The sequence below is a fragment of the Microbacterium sp. 22179 genome (assembly GCF_052045715.1).
Classification (GTDB): Bacteria; Actinomycetota; Actinomycetes; order Actinomycetales; family Microbacteriaceae; genus Microbacterium; species Microbacterium galbinum.
The window spans coordinates 101,675-118,910 of sequence record NZ_JBQEPJ010000002.1; the positions used below are offsets into that span (position 1 = coordinate 101,675).

Below are 17,236 nucleotides of genomic sequence, written 5' to 3' on the forward strand. Positions count from 1 at the left end.
AAGGCATACGAGAAGTGACTACCGAGACGCAGGATTCCGTCGTCCGTGACGGCGTGCACTACCACCAGTTCGACATCGTCATCGTGGGCGCCGGCGGCGCTGGCATGCGCGCGGCGATCGAGGCGGGCTCCGGTGCGAAGACCGCGGTCATCTCGAAGCTGTACCCGACCCGCTCGCACACGGGCGCGGCGCAGGGCGGCATGGCCGCGGCGCTCGCCAACGTCGAGGAGGACTCCTGGGAGTGGCACACCTTCGACACGGTCAAGGGCGGCGACTACCTCGTCGACCAGGACGCGGCGGAGATCCTCGCGAAGGAGGCCATCGACGCGGTCATCGACCTCGAGAACATGGGCCTCCCCTTCAACCGCACGCCCGAGGGCAAGATCGACCAGCGCCGCTTCGGCGGTCACACGGCCGAGCACGGCAAGACGCCGGTGCGCCGCGCCTGCTACGCGGCCGACCGCACCGGCCACATGATCCTGCAGACGCTGTTCCAGAACTGCGTCAAGCTCGGCATCAACTTCTTCAACGAGTTCTACGTGCTCGACCTGCTGACGGTGAAGGATGCCGACGGCAAGACGCAGGTCTCCGGCGTCGTCGCCTACGACCTCTCCACCGGTGAGCTGCACGTCTTCCAGGCGAAGGCCGTGATCTTCGCCACCGGCGGATTCGGAAAGATCTTCAAGACCACCTCCAACGCGCACACCCTCACGGGTGACGGCGTCGGGATCGTCTGGCGCAAGGGCCTCCCGCTCGAGGACCTCGAGTTCTTCCAGTTCCACCCGACCGGTCTCGCCGGCCTCGGCATCCTGCTCACCGAGGGTGCCCGCGGTGAGGGAGCGATCCTGCGCAACGCCTCGGGCGAGCGCTTCATGGAGCGCTACGCGCCGACCATCAAGGACCTCGCTCCGCGCGACATCGTCGCGCGCTGCATGGTGCAGGAGGTCGCGGAGGGCCGCGGCGCCGGTCCGCACAAGGACTACGTGCTGCTGGACTGCACGCACCTGGGTGCCGAGGTCCTCGAGACCAAGCTCCCCGACATCACCGAGTTCGCCCGCACGTACCTGGGTGTCGACCCGGTCGTCGAGCCGGTGCCCGTGATGCCGACCGCGCACTACGCGATGGGCGGCATCCCCACGAACAACAATGGCGAGGTGCTCGCCGACAACGACACCATCGTGCCGGGTCTCTACGCAGCAGGAGAGTGCGCGTGTGTCTCGGTGCACGGCGCCAACCGCCTCGGCACCAACTCGCTGCTCGACATCAACGTGTTCGGCAAGCGCTCCGGCCGCAACGCGGTCGAGTACGTCAAGACGGCCGAGTTCGTGCCGCTCCCGGAGAACCCGGCCGGATTCGTCTCCGACATGCTCGAGGGTCTGCGCAACAACCAGGGCACCGAGCGCATCGCCGTGCTGCGCAAGACGCTGCAGGACGAGATGGACAAGGGCGCACAGGTCTTCCGTACGCACGAGTCGCTCCAGCACGTGCTGGGCGTCATCGCCGAGCTGCGCGAGCGCTACAAGAACGTGCACGTCGACGACAAGGGCCACCGCTTCAACACCGACCTCCTCGAGGCCGTCGAGCTGGGCTTCCTGCTCGACATCGCCGAGGTCGTCGTCTACGCCGCGCAGAACCGCGAGGAGAGCCGCGGCGGCCACATGCGCGACGACTTCCCGAAGCGCGACGACGAGAACTACATGCAGCACACGATGGCGTACCTCACCGGAGACGCGCACTCGTCCGACCCGGGCGACCACATCAAGCTCGACTGGAAGCCCGTCGTCTTCACCAAGAACGAGCAGGGCGAGTTGAACTACCCGCCGATGGAGAGGAAGTACTGAGCATGTCGAACGCCATCGCCGAAGCCCCCGCAGACACGACCGAAGAGACCGGGATCCAGTCCTTCATCGTCACCTTCAACATCCGCCGCTTCGACCCCGAGGTCGACTCCGAGCCGCACTGGGTCGACTACGACGTGGAGCTCTACTCCACCGACCGCGTGCTCGACGCGCTCCACAAGATCAAATGGGAGGTCGACGGCTCGCTGACCTTCCGTCGCTCCTGCGCGCACGGCATCTGCGGATCGGATGCCATGCGCATCAACGGTCGCAACCGCCTCGCCTGCAAGACGCTGATCAAGGACCTCGACATCTCGAAGCCGATCTACGTCGAGGCCATCAAGGGACTCCCCCTCGAGAAGGACCTCGTGGTCGACATGGAGCCGTTCTTCGCCTCCTACCGCGAGGTGCAGCCGTTCCTCGTCGCGAGCTCCGTTCCCGAGAAGGGCAAGGAGCGCACGCAGTCGATCGCCGACCGCGAGATCTTCGACGACACCACCAAGTGCATCCTGTGCGCGGCGTGCACCTCGTCGTGCCCCGTCTTCTGGACCGACGGTCAGTACTTCGGCCCGGCCGCGATCGTCAACGCGCACCGCTTCATCTTCGACTCGCGCGACGATAACGCCGCCGTGCGTCTCGACATCCTCAACGACAAGGAGGGCGTCTGGCGCTGCCGCACGACCTTCAACTGCTCCGAGGCCTGCCCCCGTGGCATCGAGGTCACGAAGGCGATCGCCGAGGTCAAGCAGGCTGTTCTGCGCGGACGCCCCTGACCTGCATCCGGCATTCGTTCGAGAACGGGCGGCTCCCTCGGGAGCCGCCCGTTCTCGCGTTTCGGCCCGTTGTCACCGATCGATAATGTGGAGGGCATGTCCGCTCCCCGCCCCCTCCGCGCGCGGCTCGAGGCTCCCATCGAGCGTGTGACGGAGCTGAAGGACCGCACCCTCGCCGCCTTCCCCGTACGGGTCTGGCGCAACTTCGCGTTCAGCAACGGCTTCCTGCTGTCGGCGGGGATGAGCTACTACGTGCTCTTCGCCCTCTTCGCGCTGCTGTACGTCGGCTTCGCGGGCGCGGGTCTCTGGCTCGGCGCGAGCAGCCTCGCGATCGAAGCCCTCGTGCGCCTGGTCAACACGTACATCCCGGGGCTGATCGCCCCGGAGGGCGGCCTGTTCTCGGTCGAGGACGTCACCCAGATCGCTCAGGACTCCACGGGCATTCTGGGTGTCACCGGAGCGATCGCCGTCGGCGTGGCGCTGTGGACCGCGGTGAGCGCGGTGACCTTCACCCGGCGCGCGGTGCGCGACCTCTTCGGGCTGCCGTTCGATGCGCGCCCGTACTGGTTGCTCAAGGTGCGCGACTTCTTCGCGGCGATCGTCTTCGGCGGGGCCATGCTCGTCGGCGCGGTGCTCATCTCGCTGAGCGTCTGGGCGCTGGAGCAGATCTTCCTGCTCTTCGATTGGAGCACCGGCACCTGGTTCTTCTCGTTCGGCGCGCAGACCGTCTCGGTCGTCGTGGCCTTCGCCCTCGATGCGACCGCGCTGGCGATGCTGGTGCGCTTCCTGACGGGTACGCATCTGCACTGGCGATTCATCTGGCCCGGTGCGATGCTCGGCGGAGGCGCGATGGTCGTGCTGCAGCTCGGTGCCGGATTGCTGCTCTCGCACGTGCCCAGCAATCCGCTGCTCGCCTCCTTCACCGTGATCATCGGTCTGCTGCTGTGGTGCCGCTGGCTGGCGATCGTGGTGCTGATGGCGGCCTCCTGGATCGCGGTGGCGGCCGAGGACAAGGATCAGCCGCTCGAGCGCGAGGACGAGGAGACGGCGCGTCGGGCCGAGAAGCAGGCGCTCCTGCTCGCCGCCCGCGTGCAGGTGCGCCGAGCGCAGGAGGCCGTCGACACGGCGCCCTGGTACCGGCGCCCGGCCGCACGACGCGCGCTGAACGCCGCGCAGCAGAGGCTGACGGATGCGCGGGCGGACGCCGAGGCGGACGCCGTGACGACAGGCAATGTCCGACCCCGCCCGTAGGCTGGTTCACATGCCTCATCTGCGTATCGCCTCGGTCAATGTCAACGGGATCCGGGCGGCCGCTCGCAACGGCATGAGCGGATGGCTCGACGCCGCCGACGTCGACGTCCTGACGCTCCAGGAGGTCCGCGGTCAGGACGAGCATCTCGCAGCCGCCCTGCCCGGCTGGTCGTTCGTGCACGACGAGGCGACCGCTAAGGGTCGCGCCGGCGTCGCGATCGCCAGCCGCGTTCCGGCGCTCGCTTCCCGCACGGCGTTCGGCGCCGAGGACTTCGACTCGAAGGGCCGGTGGATCGAGGCCGACTTCCTGCTCGGCGACCGTCCGCTCACCGTGGTCAGCGCCTACGTGCACTCCGGCGAGGCAGACACCCCGAAGCAGGACGAGAAGTGGAAGTTCCTCGATGCTCTCGGCCCGCGCTTGAGCGAACTCGGCGCCGACGATGCGCTTGCCCTGGTGACCGGCGACCTCAACGTCGGCCACCGTGAACTCGACATCAAGAACTGGCGCGGCAACCGCAAGAAGGCCGGGTTCCTCCCCCGTGAACGCGCGTACTTCGATCGCTTCCTCGGCGCAGCGGGCACCGAGGTGACGGGTGTCGACGGCACGGTCGGCACCGGGCTCGGCTGGGTCGATGTCGGCCGCCGCTTCCACGGAGAGGTCGAGGGGCCCTACACCTGGTGGTCGATGCGCGGACAGGCGTTCGACAACGACTCCGGGTGGCGCATCGACTACCACCTCGCGACGCCCGCACTCGCCGAGCGCGCCACCGGCTACCACGTCGCCCGCGCCGCCGCGTACGACCAGCGCTGGAGCGACCACGCTCCGGTCGTCGTCGACTACACCTACTGACCCGGCACCGGCGGCTTCCCCCGCCCCATAGGATTGAACGCGTGACCAAGCCTCGCCTCTACTCAGGAATGCAGCCCTCCGCCGACTCCCTCCAGATCGGCAACTACATCGGGGCGCTCCTCCAGTGGCGTGATCTGCAGAGTTCGTACGACGCGTACTTTTCGGTCGTCGACCTGCATGCCCTCACCGTCGCTCAGGACCCCGCAGTGCTGCGCGAGAAGACGCGCCGCACCGCCGCGCAGTACATCGCCGCCGGCATCGAGCCCTCGCAGTCGACCCTGTATGTGCAGTCGCACGTGCGGGCGCACGCCGAACTCGCCTGGATTCTCAGCACGATCACCGGCTTCGGCGAGGCCGGGCGCATGACGCAGTTCAAGGACAAGTCGGCGCGGTACGGACAGGACGCCACGAGCGTCGGGCTCTTCACGTACCCGGTGCTGATGGCCGCCGACATCCTGCTGTACCAGACCGATGTGGTGCCCGTGGGCGACGACCAGAAGCAGCATGTCGAGCTCACCCGCGACCTTGCGGAGCGCTTCAACTCGCGCTTCGGCGAGACGTTCACGGTGCCGATGCCGGTGATCCAGAAGGACACCGCGCGCATCTACGACCTGCAGAACCCGACGTCGAAGATGTCGAAGTCGGCCGAGAGCGACGCCGGCGTGCTGTGGATGCTCGACGATCCGGCCAAGTCCGCGAAGAAGATCATGCGCGCGGTGACCGACAACGAGGGCTCCGTGCGCTTCGACCGTGAGAGCAAGCCCGGCGTCTCGAACCTGCTCACGATCTATGCGGCCCTCTCCGGCCGCCAGGTCGCGTCGATCGAAGACGAATACGCCGGACGCGGCTACGGCGACTTCAAGAAGGGCCTCGCGGAGGTCGTCGTGTCGGAGTTCGAACCGGTGCGCACCCGCGCGCTCGAGCTCCTCGACGATCCGGCCGAGCTCGACCGCATCCTGGCGGACAACGCCGGACGCGCGGATGCCGTGGCCGACGCGACCCTCGCGCAGGTCTACGACCGCGTCGGCCTTCTCCGCCGGGTCTGACCCTTCACCCTAGGATGACCTCGTGACCGATCCCCAGCTTCCTCCGCCGTCCGGTTCCGTGCCCTCGGGCTTCGTTCCCCCGGCTCCGCCGGCCGCACCGCCCGTCGCACCCGCACCGCCCGCAGCCGCTCCGGCTCTCGCACCTGCGGCGTACGGGGCGTCCGTTCCGCCCGTTCCGCCGGCGCCCGGCTACGCCGCGCCTCCCGGGGCCTATCAGGTGCCGGTCGGCGGATACGCGGCTCCCACCGGTGCGTACACCGTCCCCGACCCGGCACCCCGGCCGTCGAAGTTGACCGGCACGCTGTCGCTGGTCTTCGCTCTCGTCGCCGCCGTCGTCACGCCGATCGTGGCGGCGTTCGCCTCGTACGAGATCGGCCGACGGGTGCCCGAGGCGATCGTGCGCCTCAACAGCGACGACCTCTCGTCGCTCGCCGTCCTCTCCCCCGCCCGCGACCAGGTGCTGTGGGCGGAGATCTCGTTCTGGGCCGGCACGATCCTCGGCATCGCCGCGATCGTGCTCGGCATCATGGCCATCGCACGCAAGCGCGGTCGCGGCCAGGGAATCGGCGCGCTCATCGTCGCGGTCGTCGGCCCCGCGATCTTCTTCCTCATCGCCGGGGTCGCGCTCGGCGCCGGAGCGGCAGCCGGAGGCATCGGCCTCTACAGCTGAGGCGCCCTGCACAGCACGACACCGCGCCCTGCGCAGAGCACGACTCGGCGCCCTGCGCCTCAGCGCGGTGCGTGGTGCTTCTGCTGGGCGGCGAGGAGTCCCTCGCCGATGAGGAGCTCGACGGCGTCCGCGGCATCCGAGACGAGGATCGGCAGGTTCGGTTTCTCGTCCTTGCCGAACGGCGAGAGCACCCAGTCCGCCGGATCCTGGCGTCCGACGGGGCGCCCGATGCCGACCCGTACACGCGGGAACTCGGGAGTGGTGATCGCGCGCGCGATGTCGCGCACGCCGTTGTGACCACCATGCCCTCCCCCGGTCTTCAGCTTGACGGTGTCGAAGGGGATGTCGAGCTCGTCGTGCACGACGATGATCTGCTCCGCCGGCACCGAGTAGAAGCGCGCGAGCGCCGCCACGGGCGTGCCCGAGACGTTCATGAAGGTGTTCGGCTTGGCGAGCACGAGCTTGTCGCCGCCCGGCCGGAGCCAGGTCTCGACGACGCGCGCTCCGCCCTTGTGCTCGCGGAAACTCTCGTTGCGGCGCGCGGCGAGCTCGTCGACCACCATCTGCCCGATGTTGTGACGGGTCGCTTCGTAGCGCGGGCCCGGATTGCCGAGCCCCACCACCAGCCAGGGGGAAGTCATGTCCTCATCCTCTCGCACGGGCGCGGCGGCCGCCCGGTCAGGGTACGACAGAGGGGACGCGATCGGATCGCGCCCCCTCTGTCGGTGATTCAGCCGGAGATCACTCCGCGGCGGGCTCCTCGGCGGCAGCCTCTTCGCCCTCGGCGGGCGCCTCGTCCTCTTCGACCTCGAGGGCCGGGATGGAGATGGCGACGACGAGCACCTCGGCGTCGGTCAGCAGCGTCGAGCCCTTCGGGAGCTTCACGTCGGCAGCCGTGATGTGCGTGCCGTCCTCGAGGCCCTCGACCGAGACCTCGACGTTCTGCGGGATGTGCGTGGCCTCGGCCTCGATCGACAGCGTGGTCGCGTCGAGGTTGGCGATCGTGCCGGGAGCCGATTCGCCGGTGACGACGATCGGCACGTCGATGGCGACCTTCTCGCCCTTCTTCACGACCAGGAGGTCGATGTGCTCGATGATCTGGTGCACCGGGTCCTTCTGGACGTCCTTGACCAGGGCGAGCTGCGGCGTGCCCTCGATGTCGAGCTCGAGCAGCGCGTTGGCGCGACGGATGATGAGCGAGACCTGGTGGCCGGGCAGTGCGACGTGCACGGGCTCGGTGCCGTGGCCGTAGATAACGGCCGGGATCTTGCCGGCGGCGCGCAGACGGCGGGCGAAGCCCTTGCCGAAGCTGTTGCGCAGCTCGGCCTGGACCTTGGTGTCTTCAGACATGAGGTTCTCCTTCGGGGCACGCAGCGATTGCGCCGCGCGGTGGTCTGTGTGTTGTCGTGTTCTCGACATGGACACGTGAGGAAAGCCACCGGGGACTCGCATCGCCGCGTCGATAACGGACGCTCGCGCACGCGCGCAATCATCCCTCGCCGAGGTACTCGATCAATGGTACCGGATCACCCGATAGGCTGGGGACACCGTTCGCCTTCTCGCAGATCACGGAGACCCCTCATGCTCGACGGAGCCTTCTTCTCGCACGTCATCCTCTGGGTCATCGGCGCGATGACCGTCGGCGCCACGATCGCCAGCTTCGCCGCGCTGTTCTCGCTTGGCCGCTCCGGCTACCGCAAGGACTGACCTCTCAGGCGGCCGGGTCCCCGATCGCCGCCCGGATCGACGAGACGCTGCGTTCGACGTCCGCCGGCTCGACACGGATGCCGTTCTCGTCGCTCTCGAGCGACTCGAGGGTCGCCAGTTGCGAGTCGAGCAGCGCCGCCGGCATGAAGTGATCGGTCCGGGCACGCATCCGCTCCTCCAGCGCCGCCCTGTCGACGGTCAGCTCCGCGAAGAACGCATCGGACGACTCCGCCCTGATCGCATCGCGGTAGATGCGACGCAGCGCCGAGCACGCGATGACGATCCGATCGTCGGCCTGGAGCGCCCGTCCCACGACGCCGAGCCACGGCATCCGATCGTCGTCGTCGAGCGGGATGCCGGCGGCCATCTTGTCGACGTTCGTGATCGGGTGTAGGTCGTCGGCGTCGATGAACCGGGCCCCGATGCTCTCGGCGAGCGCGAGGCCCACCGTCGACTTGCCACAGCCACTCGGCCCCATCACGATGATTCGCACGGTCATCGAACTCCTCCTTCGTCGAACGCGCTCAAGAGAGTTCCGCTCAGTAGAACTCGACGGTGTCGACGACCGCACGCAGCGGTCGACCGTCGAGCAGCCGGGAGGCGTTGTCGGCGAAGCGGCGCGCGATGCGCTCCTCCTCGTTCGCGTTGATCGCCGCCGTGTGCGGGCTCACGAGGACCCGGGGATGACTCCACAGCGGTGACTGATCGGCGAGCGGCTCCTGCTCGAACACGTCGAGGCCGGCGAACGCCACGCGCCCGTCGTCGAGAGCCGTCAGGAGCGCGGCCTCGTCGACGACCGTGCCGCGACCGACGTTGGTGAGGATCAGTCCCGGCTTCACGGCGGCGAGCACGTCGGCGCCGATCAGGTGGTGGGTCTGCTCGGTGCCCGGCAGGGTCACGACGATCGCGTCGACCTGGGCCACGGCATCCGTCAGCTCGGAGAGCGGGATCAGACGGTCGACACCATCCACCGGCTCGCCCGAACGGGTCGTGCCCCACACGGTCGCGCCGAGCGCGTGGAAGCGGCGCGCGCACTCCGCTCCGATGCCGCCGAGGCCGACGACCAGCACGGTCATCTCGTCGAGCTGACGCATCTGCCAGCGATCCGGCCAGGTGCGGCTGCGCTGGTCGGCGAGGAGCCGGGGAAGTCCCTTCGCCCCGGCGAGCACCGCGAAGACCGAGAACTCGGCGAGCGTGCCGCCGTGCACGCCCGCGCTCGTGGTGAAGACGACGCGATCGAGTTCGGCGCGGTCGAGGCCCGCGGCCTTGACCGACGCCCCTCCGCCCGCCGCCGTCGTCATCACCCAGCGCAGGGCGGGATTCGCACGCACGGTGCGCGCGAGCGCCGCCGCGTCCACGTCGGGGATGCCGAAGAGGACATCGGCGGAGTCGACCATCGCGTCGAAGGCCGTCTGCTGCTCAGCGGTGCGGACGTGGTCGGGATCCCCCGACCAGTCGGCGGGCCAGCGCGCGGGATGCACGAGCGAGTGGTCGCGCACGACCTCCAGCCGGGGCTCGAGTTCTTCGATCAGTCGGCACTGCTCCTCGGGCAACGGCACCGTTACCACCGCTCGCAGTCTGGGTCCGCTGTGCACCACGCTGATTCCTCCTCGAAGACGCCGTCTGCATCCAGCGTAGAGGCCCCCGGAGCGGCGCCCTGCCGGTCGCTGACGCAAACCGAGACACACGCGCACGGGTCCCCGGTGACAGCGATACGCTGAGAACAACCCTTCTTCACGATCGAGGAGCCTTCTGTGCCCGAAGCATCAGCCAACATCGGAGTCGTCGGACTCGCCGTCATGGGGTCGAACCTCGCCCGCAACCTCGCCAGCCGCGAGGGCAACACGGTGGCGATCTTCAACCGCAGCTATGAGAAGACCCAGAGCCTTCTCGACGCGCACCCCGAGGCCGGTTTCATCCCGGCGCAGTCCTACCGGGAGTTCGCCGACTCGCTGCAGAAGCCGCGCACGGCGATCATCATGGTCAAGGCCGGCGGCCCGACGGATGCCGTGATCGACTCGCTCGTCGAGGTCTTCGAGCCCGGAGACATCATCGTCGACGGCGGCAACGCGTACTTCCCCGACACGATCCGTCGCGAGAAGGCCGTGCGCGAGACCGGTATCAACTTCGTCGGCGCCGGCATCTCCGGTGGCGAGGAGGGCGCCCTCACGGGTCCCTCGATCATGCCCGGCGGCTCGGACGAGTCGTGGGTCACCCTCGGCCCGATCCTGAAGTCCATCGCCGCGATCGCCGAGGGCGAGCCCTGCGTGACGCACGTCGGCCACGACGGCGCCGGTCACTTCGTGAAGATGGTGCACAACGGCATCGAGTACGCCGACATGCAGCTCATCGCCGAGGCCTACGACCTCATCCGTCGCGGCACGGGCAAGAGCCCCTCCGAGATCGCCGACATCTTCGCCGAGTGGAACAAGGGCGAGCTCGAGTCGTACCTGATCGAGATCACCGCCGAGGTGCTCCGCCAGGTCGACGCCGAGACCGGTAAGCCGCTCGTCGACGTCATCCTCGACCAGGCAGGCGCCAAGGGCACCGGAGCATGGACCGTGCAGACGGCCCTCTCGCTCGGCGTTCCCGTCTCGGGCATCGCCGAGGCGACCTTCGCCCGTTCGCTCTCGTCGCACCCCGAGCAGCGCGCGGTCGCCGGCGCCCTCCCGGGCCCCGACGAGGAGTTCACCGTCGCGGCCGAGAACACCGAGCAGTTCATCGAGGACGTGCGCCTCGCGCTGTACGCGTCGAAGATCGTCGCGTACTCGCAGGGCTTCGACGAGATCCGTGCCGGCGCCGCCGAGTACGACTGGAACATCGACCTCGGGGCGATCTCGAAGATCTGGCGCGGCGGCTGCATCATCCGCGCACAGTTCCTGAACCGCATCGCCGACGCCTACGCCGAGACCCCCGAGCTGCCGGTGCTCATGACCGCTCCGTACTTCGCCGAGGCGCTCACGCGCGGCCAGTCCGCCTGGCGCCGCGTCGTCGTGACCGCCGCGCAGGCCGGCATCCCGGCTCCGGCGTTCTCGTCGTCGCTGTCGTACTACGACGGCATCCGCGCCGACCGCCTGCCCGCCGCCCTCGTGCAGGGTCAGCGCGACTTCTTCGGCGCCCACACCTACAAGCGCATCGACAAGGAAGGCACCTTCCACACGCAGTGGTCGGGCGACCGCACCGAGATCGAGGCCGAGGACACCCACTGACCTCGCGCTGACGCACACGAAGGGCCCCGGCATCACGCCGGGGCCCTTCGTGCGTCCGCCTACTTCGTGATGTCCTGCACGCTCCCCTTCGAGAGCCGCAACCGGCGGGTGGCGCGGCGGGCGACGGCCGAGTCGTGCGTCACGACGATCATCGTGATGCCCTCGGCGCAGAGCCCTTCGAGAAGCGCGAGGATCTCATCGCGCATGCTCTCGTCGAGGTTTCCCGTCGGCTCATCGGCCAGCAGCACGCGCGGGCGCTTGACGATCGCCCGCGCGATCGCGACCCTCTGCTGCTGACCCCCCGAGAGCTCGGTGGGCAGGTGATCACCGCGGTCGGCGAGGCCCACGTGTTCGAGCGCCTCGGTCACGCGACGGCGTCGCTCGGCCCGGTCGAGAGAGGTCGGTTCGAGCGCCATATCGACGTTCTCGGCGGCCGTGAGCGTGGGAATCAGGTTGAAGCCCTGGAACACGAACCCGATCTCCTCGGCCCGGATGCGGCTGAGCTCCTTCGGCGAGGCCGAGGCGAGCTCGGTGCCTCCGAGGGTCAGGGAGCCGGAGGACGGGCGGTCGAGCGCGCCGAGCAGCTGGAGCAGCGTGGACTTCCCTCCGCCGGTCGGCCCCTGGATCGTGACGAACTCGCCGGTGCCGATCTCGAGATCGACGCCGGTCAGCGCCTTGACCGTCCGCCCCTTCTGGGCGTAGGTGCGCGTGACGCCGGTGGCGCGGTACAGCGGCGCCGCGGCATCCGTCTCCGAGGCGGTGGCGGTGGTGTCGGTGATGGTCATCTTCTTCTCCTGGTCTGTCGTGATTGTCGTGGGCTGCGCGATCACGCGACCGACCGCAGAGCCTCGGCCGGGCTGAGGCGGGCGGCGCGCCAGCCGCCGAAGGCACCGGCGACGAGGCCGCCGAGCACCGCGAGACCGACCGCGGCGACGAGCACCCACGGGGTGAAGGGGGCCTGCAGCACGATGTCGGCCGCCTGCGTGGTCTGGAACATCCCTCCCCCGCCCGTCGGCCCGCCCATACCGCCGGGGCCGCCCTGCGCACCCTCGGTGGCCGCGGCGCCCGCCGCGACGGTCGGCCGGATGACGTTGATCACGATGATCCCGGCGATGCCGATCACGAGGCCGACCGCTCCCCCGATGAGGCCCTGCACCATGGATTCCCCGGCCACCTGGCGCACGACGCGCCCGTTCGACCATCCGATCGCCTTCAGGGTGCCGAACTCCCGGGTGCGGCGCCCGACGCCCGAGAGGGTCAGCAGGACCGACAGCAGTACGGCGACCGCCAGCACGATGATCGAGAGCCACGTGCCGAGGTTGGTGATGAGCGACGTCGCGCTCGACAACGAGCCCGAGACGCTCGACGCGAGCTCGGCCTGCGAGGTGACGGTCGCATCGGGCAGCTCGTCGGTGAGCGCCGCCTGGACGGCGTCGATCGACGACGCCGAGTCGGCCTGCACGTAGACGGTGGAGATCACGTCGCCGGCGCCCGAGAGCTCCTGCGCGGTGTCGAGGGGCAGGTAGACGTTCGCCGCGGTGTCGGCCGCATCCGAGGTGGAGGTGAGGATGCCGACCACCTCGACGTCGGACCCCGCGACGTCGATCGTGTCGCCGACGGCGATGTCATTCGTGGTCGCGTACGTGCTGTCGACGAGGGCGACGAGCGCGCCGCTGTCGTCGGCGTCGAGCGCGCGTCCGTCGCCGACCTCGACCGAGGCGAGCGGTCCGATCGCCGTCGCCGCCGGGTCGATGCCGAGGACGGTGAAGGAATCGACGCCGAACGCGCCGCCGCCCGCCCCATCGGATCCACCCTGCGGAGGAGCCTGGCCCTCTGCGGGCATCTGCCCCTGCTCACCCTGCGTCGCGCCGTCCTGCTGCCCGAACCCGCCGCTCGGGAGTTCGCCCGAGAAGGTGGAGTTGGTGAGGCTCAGTGCACCCGTCGCGGCCGAGACGCCCTCGGTCGAGGCGACAGTGTCGAGCACCGAGGCCTCCAGCGTGCCGCGCATGAAATCGGTGCTCAGCGTGGACTGGTTGAGGGTGGTCGTATCGCCCTCGGTCTCGCCGGAGTCGGCGTCGAACTCGAAGCGCGGGCCACCGCCCTCCCCGGGTTCCGCCGCAGCTCCGGTGACGGTCAGATCGGTGCCGACGCCGTACACGGACTCGAGGGCCTGCGCCTGCGCGTCGCGCACGCCCGCCGTGAGGGCGTTCACGATGATCACGAGGCCGATCGCGATCGCGAGGCCGATCGCGACGATCGTCGTCTGCTTCTTGCGGCCCGCGAGTTCGCGCCGCAGATATGTTCCGTACATCTCTCTCCTTCTGCCGCGGAGGTCGCGGTGCCAGAGACGACGTTAGGAATGCGCTCTATGCGGATTCGAGGGCGAGGTGATGAAGAGGCTATGGATGACCGGACGGGGGGTGACGGCATCCGATCTTCACAGGCTATGCATAGCGCGCTCCATAGAAACCCCATAGGAGGTTCCGCAGAATGAGTGCATGACCAGTGATCTCCCCGACCTGCGCCGCCCCGACGGCACCCCGCTGCGCATCCTCGCGGTGGATGACGAGCAGATGCTCACCGACCTGCTCGCGATGGCCCTGCGCATGGAGGGCTGGGAGGTGCGCACCGCGTCATCCGGCATGGAGGCGCTCCAGGTCGCTCGCGAGTTCGAGCCGGACGCCCTCGTGCTCGACATCATGATGCCCGACCTCGACGGGATGGCCGTGCTGCGGCGCCTGCGCGAATCCGGGAGCCTGGTACCCGTGCTCTTCCTCACCGCGAAGGATGCGGTCGGCGACCGCGTCGCGGGCCTCACCGCCGGTGGTGACGACTACGTGACGAAGCCCTTCAGCCTCGAAGAGGTGATCGCCCGCCTGCGTGCGATCATCCGCCGCACCGGCCACGCGATGGCCGACGACGGACAGTCGATCCTGCGGGTCGCCGATCTCACCCTCAACGAGGACAGCCACGAGGTCGTGCGCGACGGCACCGAGATCGAGCTCACCGCGACCGAGTTCGAGCTGCTGCGGTACCTCATGCGGAACGAGCGTCGCGTGCTCTCGAAGGCGCAGATCCTCGACCGCGTGTGGAGCTACGACTTCGGCGGCAAGTCGTCGGTGGTCGAGCTCTACATCTCGTACCTGCGTAAGAAGATCGACGCCGGACGCACTCCCCTGCTGCACACCGTGCGCGGCGTCGGCTACATGATCAAGGCCCCGCAGTGACCCAGACGAGGATGACGCGTCGGCCGATGAGCCTGCAGACGCGGCTGATGACCGCCGTCATCGGGTTCGTCTCGCTCATCCTCGTGATCGTGGCCGTGATCACCAGCGCGACGCTGGGGAAGACGCTTGAAGACCAGCTGAGCGAGCGGATCTACGGCTACGCGGATTCGGTGTCGCGGATCATCAAGCAGGTCTCTCCCGACCTCGTCACCGCCCAGAACATCATCGGACGCGGTGGCGGCGAACCCGGGCTCCTGGTGGCGATCCAGAACCCGGCGACCGGAATCGACGGTGTCGTGGTGCCGAGTTCGACGGACGATTTCGAGGGTGGGACGGATGCCCTCACCTCGGCGCAGCTCGTGCAGATCGCCGATGCGCTCAACGGCCAGCACGTCGCGAACGTCACGATCGAGGGCCTCGGTTCGTACCGGGTGACGGCGTCGACGGCACCCTCCGGCGTCGTGGTCGTGACCGGCCTCCCGCGCGAGGCCATCCAGAATCAGCTCACCGCGCTGCTCACGGTGATCGCGCTCGCGACCATCGGCGGGCTCATCCTGCTCGCCCTCACGACCGCGATCACGATCCGGGTGGGACTGCGACCGCTCCGGGCGGTCGCCGCGACCGCCACCCGCGTGGCCAACCAGCCCCTCGATCGCGGGGAGGTGTCGATCACCGAACGGATCCCCGCGTCTCAGGCCGATCCGCGCACCGAGGCGGGGCTCGTCGGCGCATCGCTGAACAAGCTGCTCGATCATGTCGACACCTCGCTCGCCGCTCGCCAGAAGAACGAGGAGCGGATGCGGCGCTTCGTCGCCGACGCCAGCCACGAGTTGCGGACTCCCCTCGCCTCGATCCGCGGATACTCCGAGCTGTCGCTGCGCGCTCTCGGGCAGGCGCACGGACCGGAGGCGATCGAGGGCACGACCACGTCTCTGGAGCGCATCCAGGCCCAGTCGCTGCGTATGACGCGTCTGGTCGAGGACCTGCTGCTGCTGGCACGTCTCGACGAGGGGCGCGAGTTGGTCTACGGCACCGTGGACCTCACGCAGCTCGCACTCGAGAGTCTGGCCGATGCCCGGCCGACGGCCGTCGATCACCACTGGAACATCGAGGTGCCCGACGAGCCCGTCGTCGTAGTGGGCGACAGCGGGCGCATGCACCAGGTCGTCGCGAATCTGCTCGCCAACGCGCGGACGCACACCCCCGCCGGCACGACGATCACCCTGTCGGTCGCGCAGGAGGACGATGAGGCCGTGCTGCGCGTGCACGACGACGGTCCTGGCATCGATCCGGTCGTGCGAGACGAGCTCTTCGCCCGCTTCGCGCGGGGCGACAGCTCGCGGGCCCGCCAGACGGGAGGCACGGGTCTGGGGCTCGCGATCGCCAAGGCCATCGTCGAGGGGCACGGTGGCGTCATCTCCGTCGCCAGCGAGCCCGGAGACACGACGTTCACGGTGCGCCTGCCCCGGAACCCCGCGAGCGCGGGGACCGAGGCGACGTCGGAGGCGAACGAGGCGTAGGGCCGGGTGGCGGCACCGCTCGTCACCGAGGCCGCCCGTCACCGAGGCCGCTCGTCGAGGGGGCCGCTCGTGCCCTGCCACGTGCAGGGACGGATGACACGTGCAGGGAGAAACGGGGGTTTTCGCCCTGCACGTGTGAAAACTCCCTGCACGTGACGTCGAACGACTGGTTCTGCACAACCGGTGGTCTGTGGCAATCGATGCACAACGCGGTGGAAACGCGCAGGCGAGGTGCGCCCGCCAGGTCAAGATCGTCGGATGCTTCCACCCGCGCACCTGATCGAACGTCTCGGCGGGGTCGCCCGCGGCTCGCTCCTGCAACGCTACGGCGTGCCCCGGCACGCACTGGCCGACGCGGTGAGTACCCGGCGAATCCTGCGTGTTCGTCAGGGCGTCTTCGCGACGCCGCAGACGTCGGCCGCCATCGTGACCGCGGCCGCGCACGGCGGCGCCGTGACCTGCACCGCAGCACTACGGATGCACGGTGTGTGGTGCCTCGAGGACGATCCCGAGCTCCACGTCTGGCTCGGCGCGAAAGGCCGAGTCCATCACGTCGCATGCGATTGCGTGAGCCACTGGCACGCTGGAGCGACCGTCTTCGGCGTCGCTCCGCTCGACGAAGTACTGCTGCACCTCTACCGTTGCCGCGGCGATGAGGCTTTCTTCAGTGCACTCGAGTCCGCTCTTCGTCAGCGCAAGGTCACCTCGCTCGCCCGCCTGCGGTCGAAGCTCCCCGCATCCGCGCGATGGCTGGTCGACCTGGCTCGGACCGACGCCGACAGCGGCCTGGAGTCCCTCCTGCGCCTTCGTCTCCACATCCTCGGCATCCGATTGGAGTGCCAGATATCCATCACCGGCGTCGGCAGGGTCGATTTCGTGATCGGGGGCCGGCTGATCCTCGAAGCGGACGGCGCCGAGCATCACGATGGCCGTGCCGCGCGGCACCGCGACCTGCGCCGTGATGCTGCGGCATCTGCGCTCGGCTACGAGTCCCTGCGCTTCGACTACGCCCTGATCGTGCGCGACTGGCCTGTCGTGTCCGCCGCGATCGTGAGCGCACTCGTGCGCATGGGCGGCACGCGATGAGCCGCGAAGAGCCACGGACGCCCGAGACCCCGCCACGGGCAGGGAGAAAACACGCGTGC

Annotated in this window: 17 protein-coding genes; 11 read left to right on the top strand and 6 right to left on the bottom strand. The window is 69.1% G+C overall.

The features are described from left to right. Positions 1-14 precede the first annotated feature (14 nt). The 6 genes from sdhA to ACTJKK_RS05585 all read left to right on the top strand — a co-directional run bounded on the left by sdhA (position 15) and on the right by ACTJKK_RS05585 (position 6,428). The gene (gene sdhA, locus ACTJKK_RS05560; RefSeq protein ID WP_440747264.1) at positions 15-1,841 is read left to right on the top strand and encodes a succinate dehydrogenase flavoprotein subunit; all 1,827 of its coding nucleotides are present in this window, start codon (positions 15-17) and stop codon (positions 1,839-1,841) included. 2 nt (positions 1,842-1,843) lie between these two features. Then, positions 1,844-2,611 (top strand): succinate dehydrogenase iron-sulfur subunit, encoded by a 768-nt coding sequence (locus ACTJKK_RS05565; protein ID WP_247624840.1) that lies wholly within the window; start codon positions 1,844-1,846, stop codon positions 2,609-2,611. A gap of 96 nt (positions 2,612-2,707) precedes the next feature. Next, a complete protein-coding gene (locus ACTJKK_RS05570) occupies positions 2,708-3,862 on the top strand; it encodes a YihY/virulence factor BrkB family protein (protein ID WP_440747265.1) in 1,155 nt (384 codons plus the stop codon). A 10-nt stretch (positions 3,863-3,872) separates the two neighbouring features. Further along, entirely contained in the window at positions 3,873-4,712 is an 840-nt protein-coding gene (locus ACTJKK_RS05575) for an exodeoxyribonuclease III (RefSeq protein ID WP_440747266.1), read from the top strand. A gap of 41 nt (positions 4,713-4,753) precedes the next feature. Next, entirely contained in the window at positions 4,754-5,758 is a 1,005-nt protein-coding gene (gene trpS / locus ACTJKK_RS05580; RefSeq protein WP_440747267.1) for a tryptophan--tRNA ligase, read from the top strand. Between the two features lie 22 nt (positions 5,759-5,780). Beyond that, on the top strand, positions 5,781-6,428 hold the full coding sequence (locus ACTJKK_RS05585; protein WP_247624843.1) for a hypothetical protein: 648 nt from the start codon (positions 5,781-5,783) through the stop codon (positions 6,426-6,428). Between the two features lie 59 nt (positions 6,429-6,487). On the opposite strand, the gene pth is transcribed toward ACTJKK_RS05585, so the two are convergent. Then, complete coding sequence (gene pth / locus ACTJKK_RS05590) at positions 6,488-7,069, bottom strand: aminoacyl-tRNA hydrolase (RefSeq protein ID WP_404598464.1); 582 nt, start codon at positions 7,067-7,069, stop codon at positions 6,488-6,490. A 100-nt stretch (positions 7,070-7,169) separates the two neighbouring features. Next, positions 7,170-7,778 (bottom strand): 50S ribosomal protein L25/general stress protein Ctc, encoded by a 609-nt coding sequence (locus tag ACTJKK_RS05595; protein ID WP_247624845.1) that lies wholly within the window; start codon positions 7,776-7,778, stop codon positions 7,170-7,172. Between the two features lie 231 nt (positions 7,779-8,009). Here ACTJKK_RS05595 and ACTJKK_RS05600 point away from each other — a divergent pair, with 231 nt between their 5' ends. Then, a complete protein-coding gene (locus ACTJKK_RS05600) occupies positions 8,010-8,135 on the top strand; it encodes a hypothetical protein (RefSeq protein WP_281731609.1) in 126 nt (41 codons plus the stop codon). Positions 8,136-8,139: 4 nt separating this feature from the next. On the opposite strand, the gene ACTJKK_RS05605 is transcribed toward ACTJKK_RS05600, so the two are convergent. Next, complete coding sequence (locus tag ACTJKK_RS05605; RefSeq protein WP_440747268.1) at positions 8,140-8,634, bottom strand: gluconokinase; 495 nt, start codon at positions 8,632-8,634, stop codon at positions 8,140-8,142. 40 nt (positions 8,635-8,674) lie between these two features. Next, the gene (locus tag ACTJKK_RS05610; RefSeq protein ID WP_440747269.1) at positions 8,675-9,703 is read right to left on the bottom strand and encodes a D-2-hydroxyacid dehydrogenase; all 1,029 of its coding nucleotides are present in this window, start codon (positions 9,701-9,703) and stop codon (positions 8,675-8,677) included. A gap of 186 nt (positions 9,704-9,889) precedes the next feature. Between ACTJKK_RS05610 and gndA the strand changes: the two genes are divergently transcribed. Further along, positions 9,890-11,344, top strand: a complete 1,455-nt coding sequence (gene gndA / locus ACTJKK_RS05615; RefSeq protein ID WP_440747270.1) for an NADP-dependent phosphogluconate dehydrogenase — start codon at positions 9,890-9,892, stop codon at positions 11,342-11,344. Positions 11,345-11,403: 59 nt separating this feature from the next. On the opposite strand, the gene ACTJKK_RS05620 is transcribed toward gndA, so the two are convergent. After that, a complete protein-coding gene (locus tag ACTJKK_RS05620; RefSeq protein WP_440747271.1) occupies positions 11,404-12,129 on the bottom strand; it encodes an ABC transporter ATP-binding protein in 726 nt (241 codons plus the stop codon). Positions 12,130-12,170: 41 nt separating this feature from the next. Beyond that, complete coding sequence (locus tag ACTJKK_RS05625) at positions 12,171-13,655, bottom strand: ABC transporter permease (RefSeq protein ID WP_440747272.1); 1,485 nt, start codon at positions 13,653-13,655, stop codon at positions 12,171-12,173. Between the two features lie 187 nt (positions 13,656-13,842). On the opposite strand from ACTJKK_RS05625, the gene ACTJKK_RS05630 reads away from it, so the two are divergent. From ACTJKK_RS05630 to ACTJKK_RS05640, 3 genes are all read left to right on the top strand, one after another. Then, the gene (locus ACTJKK_RS05630) at positions 13,843-14,571 is read left to right on the top strand and encodes a response regulator transcription factor (protein ID WP_247624850.1); all 729 of its coding nucleotides are present in this window, start codon (positions 13,843-13,845) and stop codon (positions 14,569-14,571) included. A gap of 26 nt (positions 14,572-14,597) precedes the next feature. Then, entirely contained in the window at positions 14,598-16,091 is a 1,494-nt protein-coding gene (locus ACTJKK_RS05635) for a sensor histidine kinase (RefSeq protein ID WP_440747273.1), read from the top strand. A 258-nt stretch (positions 16,092-16,349) separates the two neighbouring features. After that, positions 16,350-17,177: an endonuclease domain-containing protein gene (locus tag ACTJKK_RS05640; RefSeq protein WP_440747274.1), complete on the top strand. Its 828-nt coding sequence runs from the start codon at positions 16,350-16,352 to the stop codon at positions 17,175-17,177. The last annotated feature ends 59 nt before the right edge of the window (positions 17,178-17,236 follow it).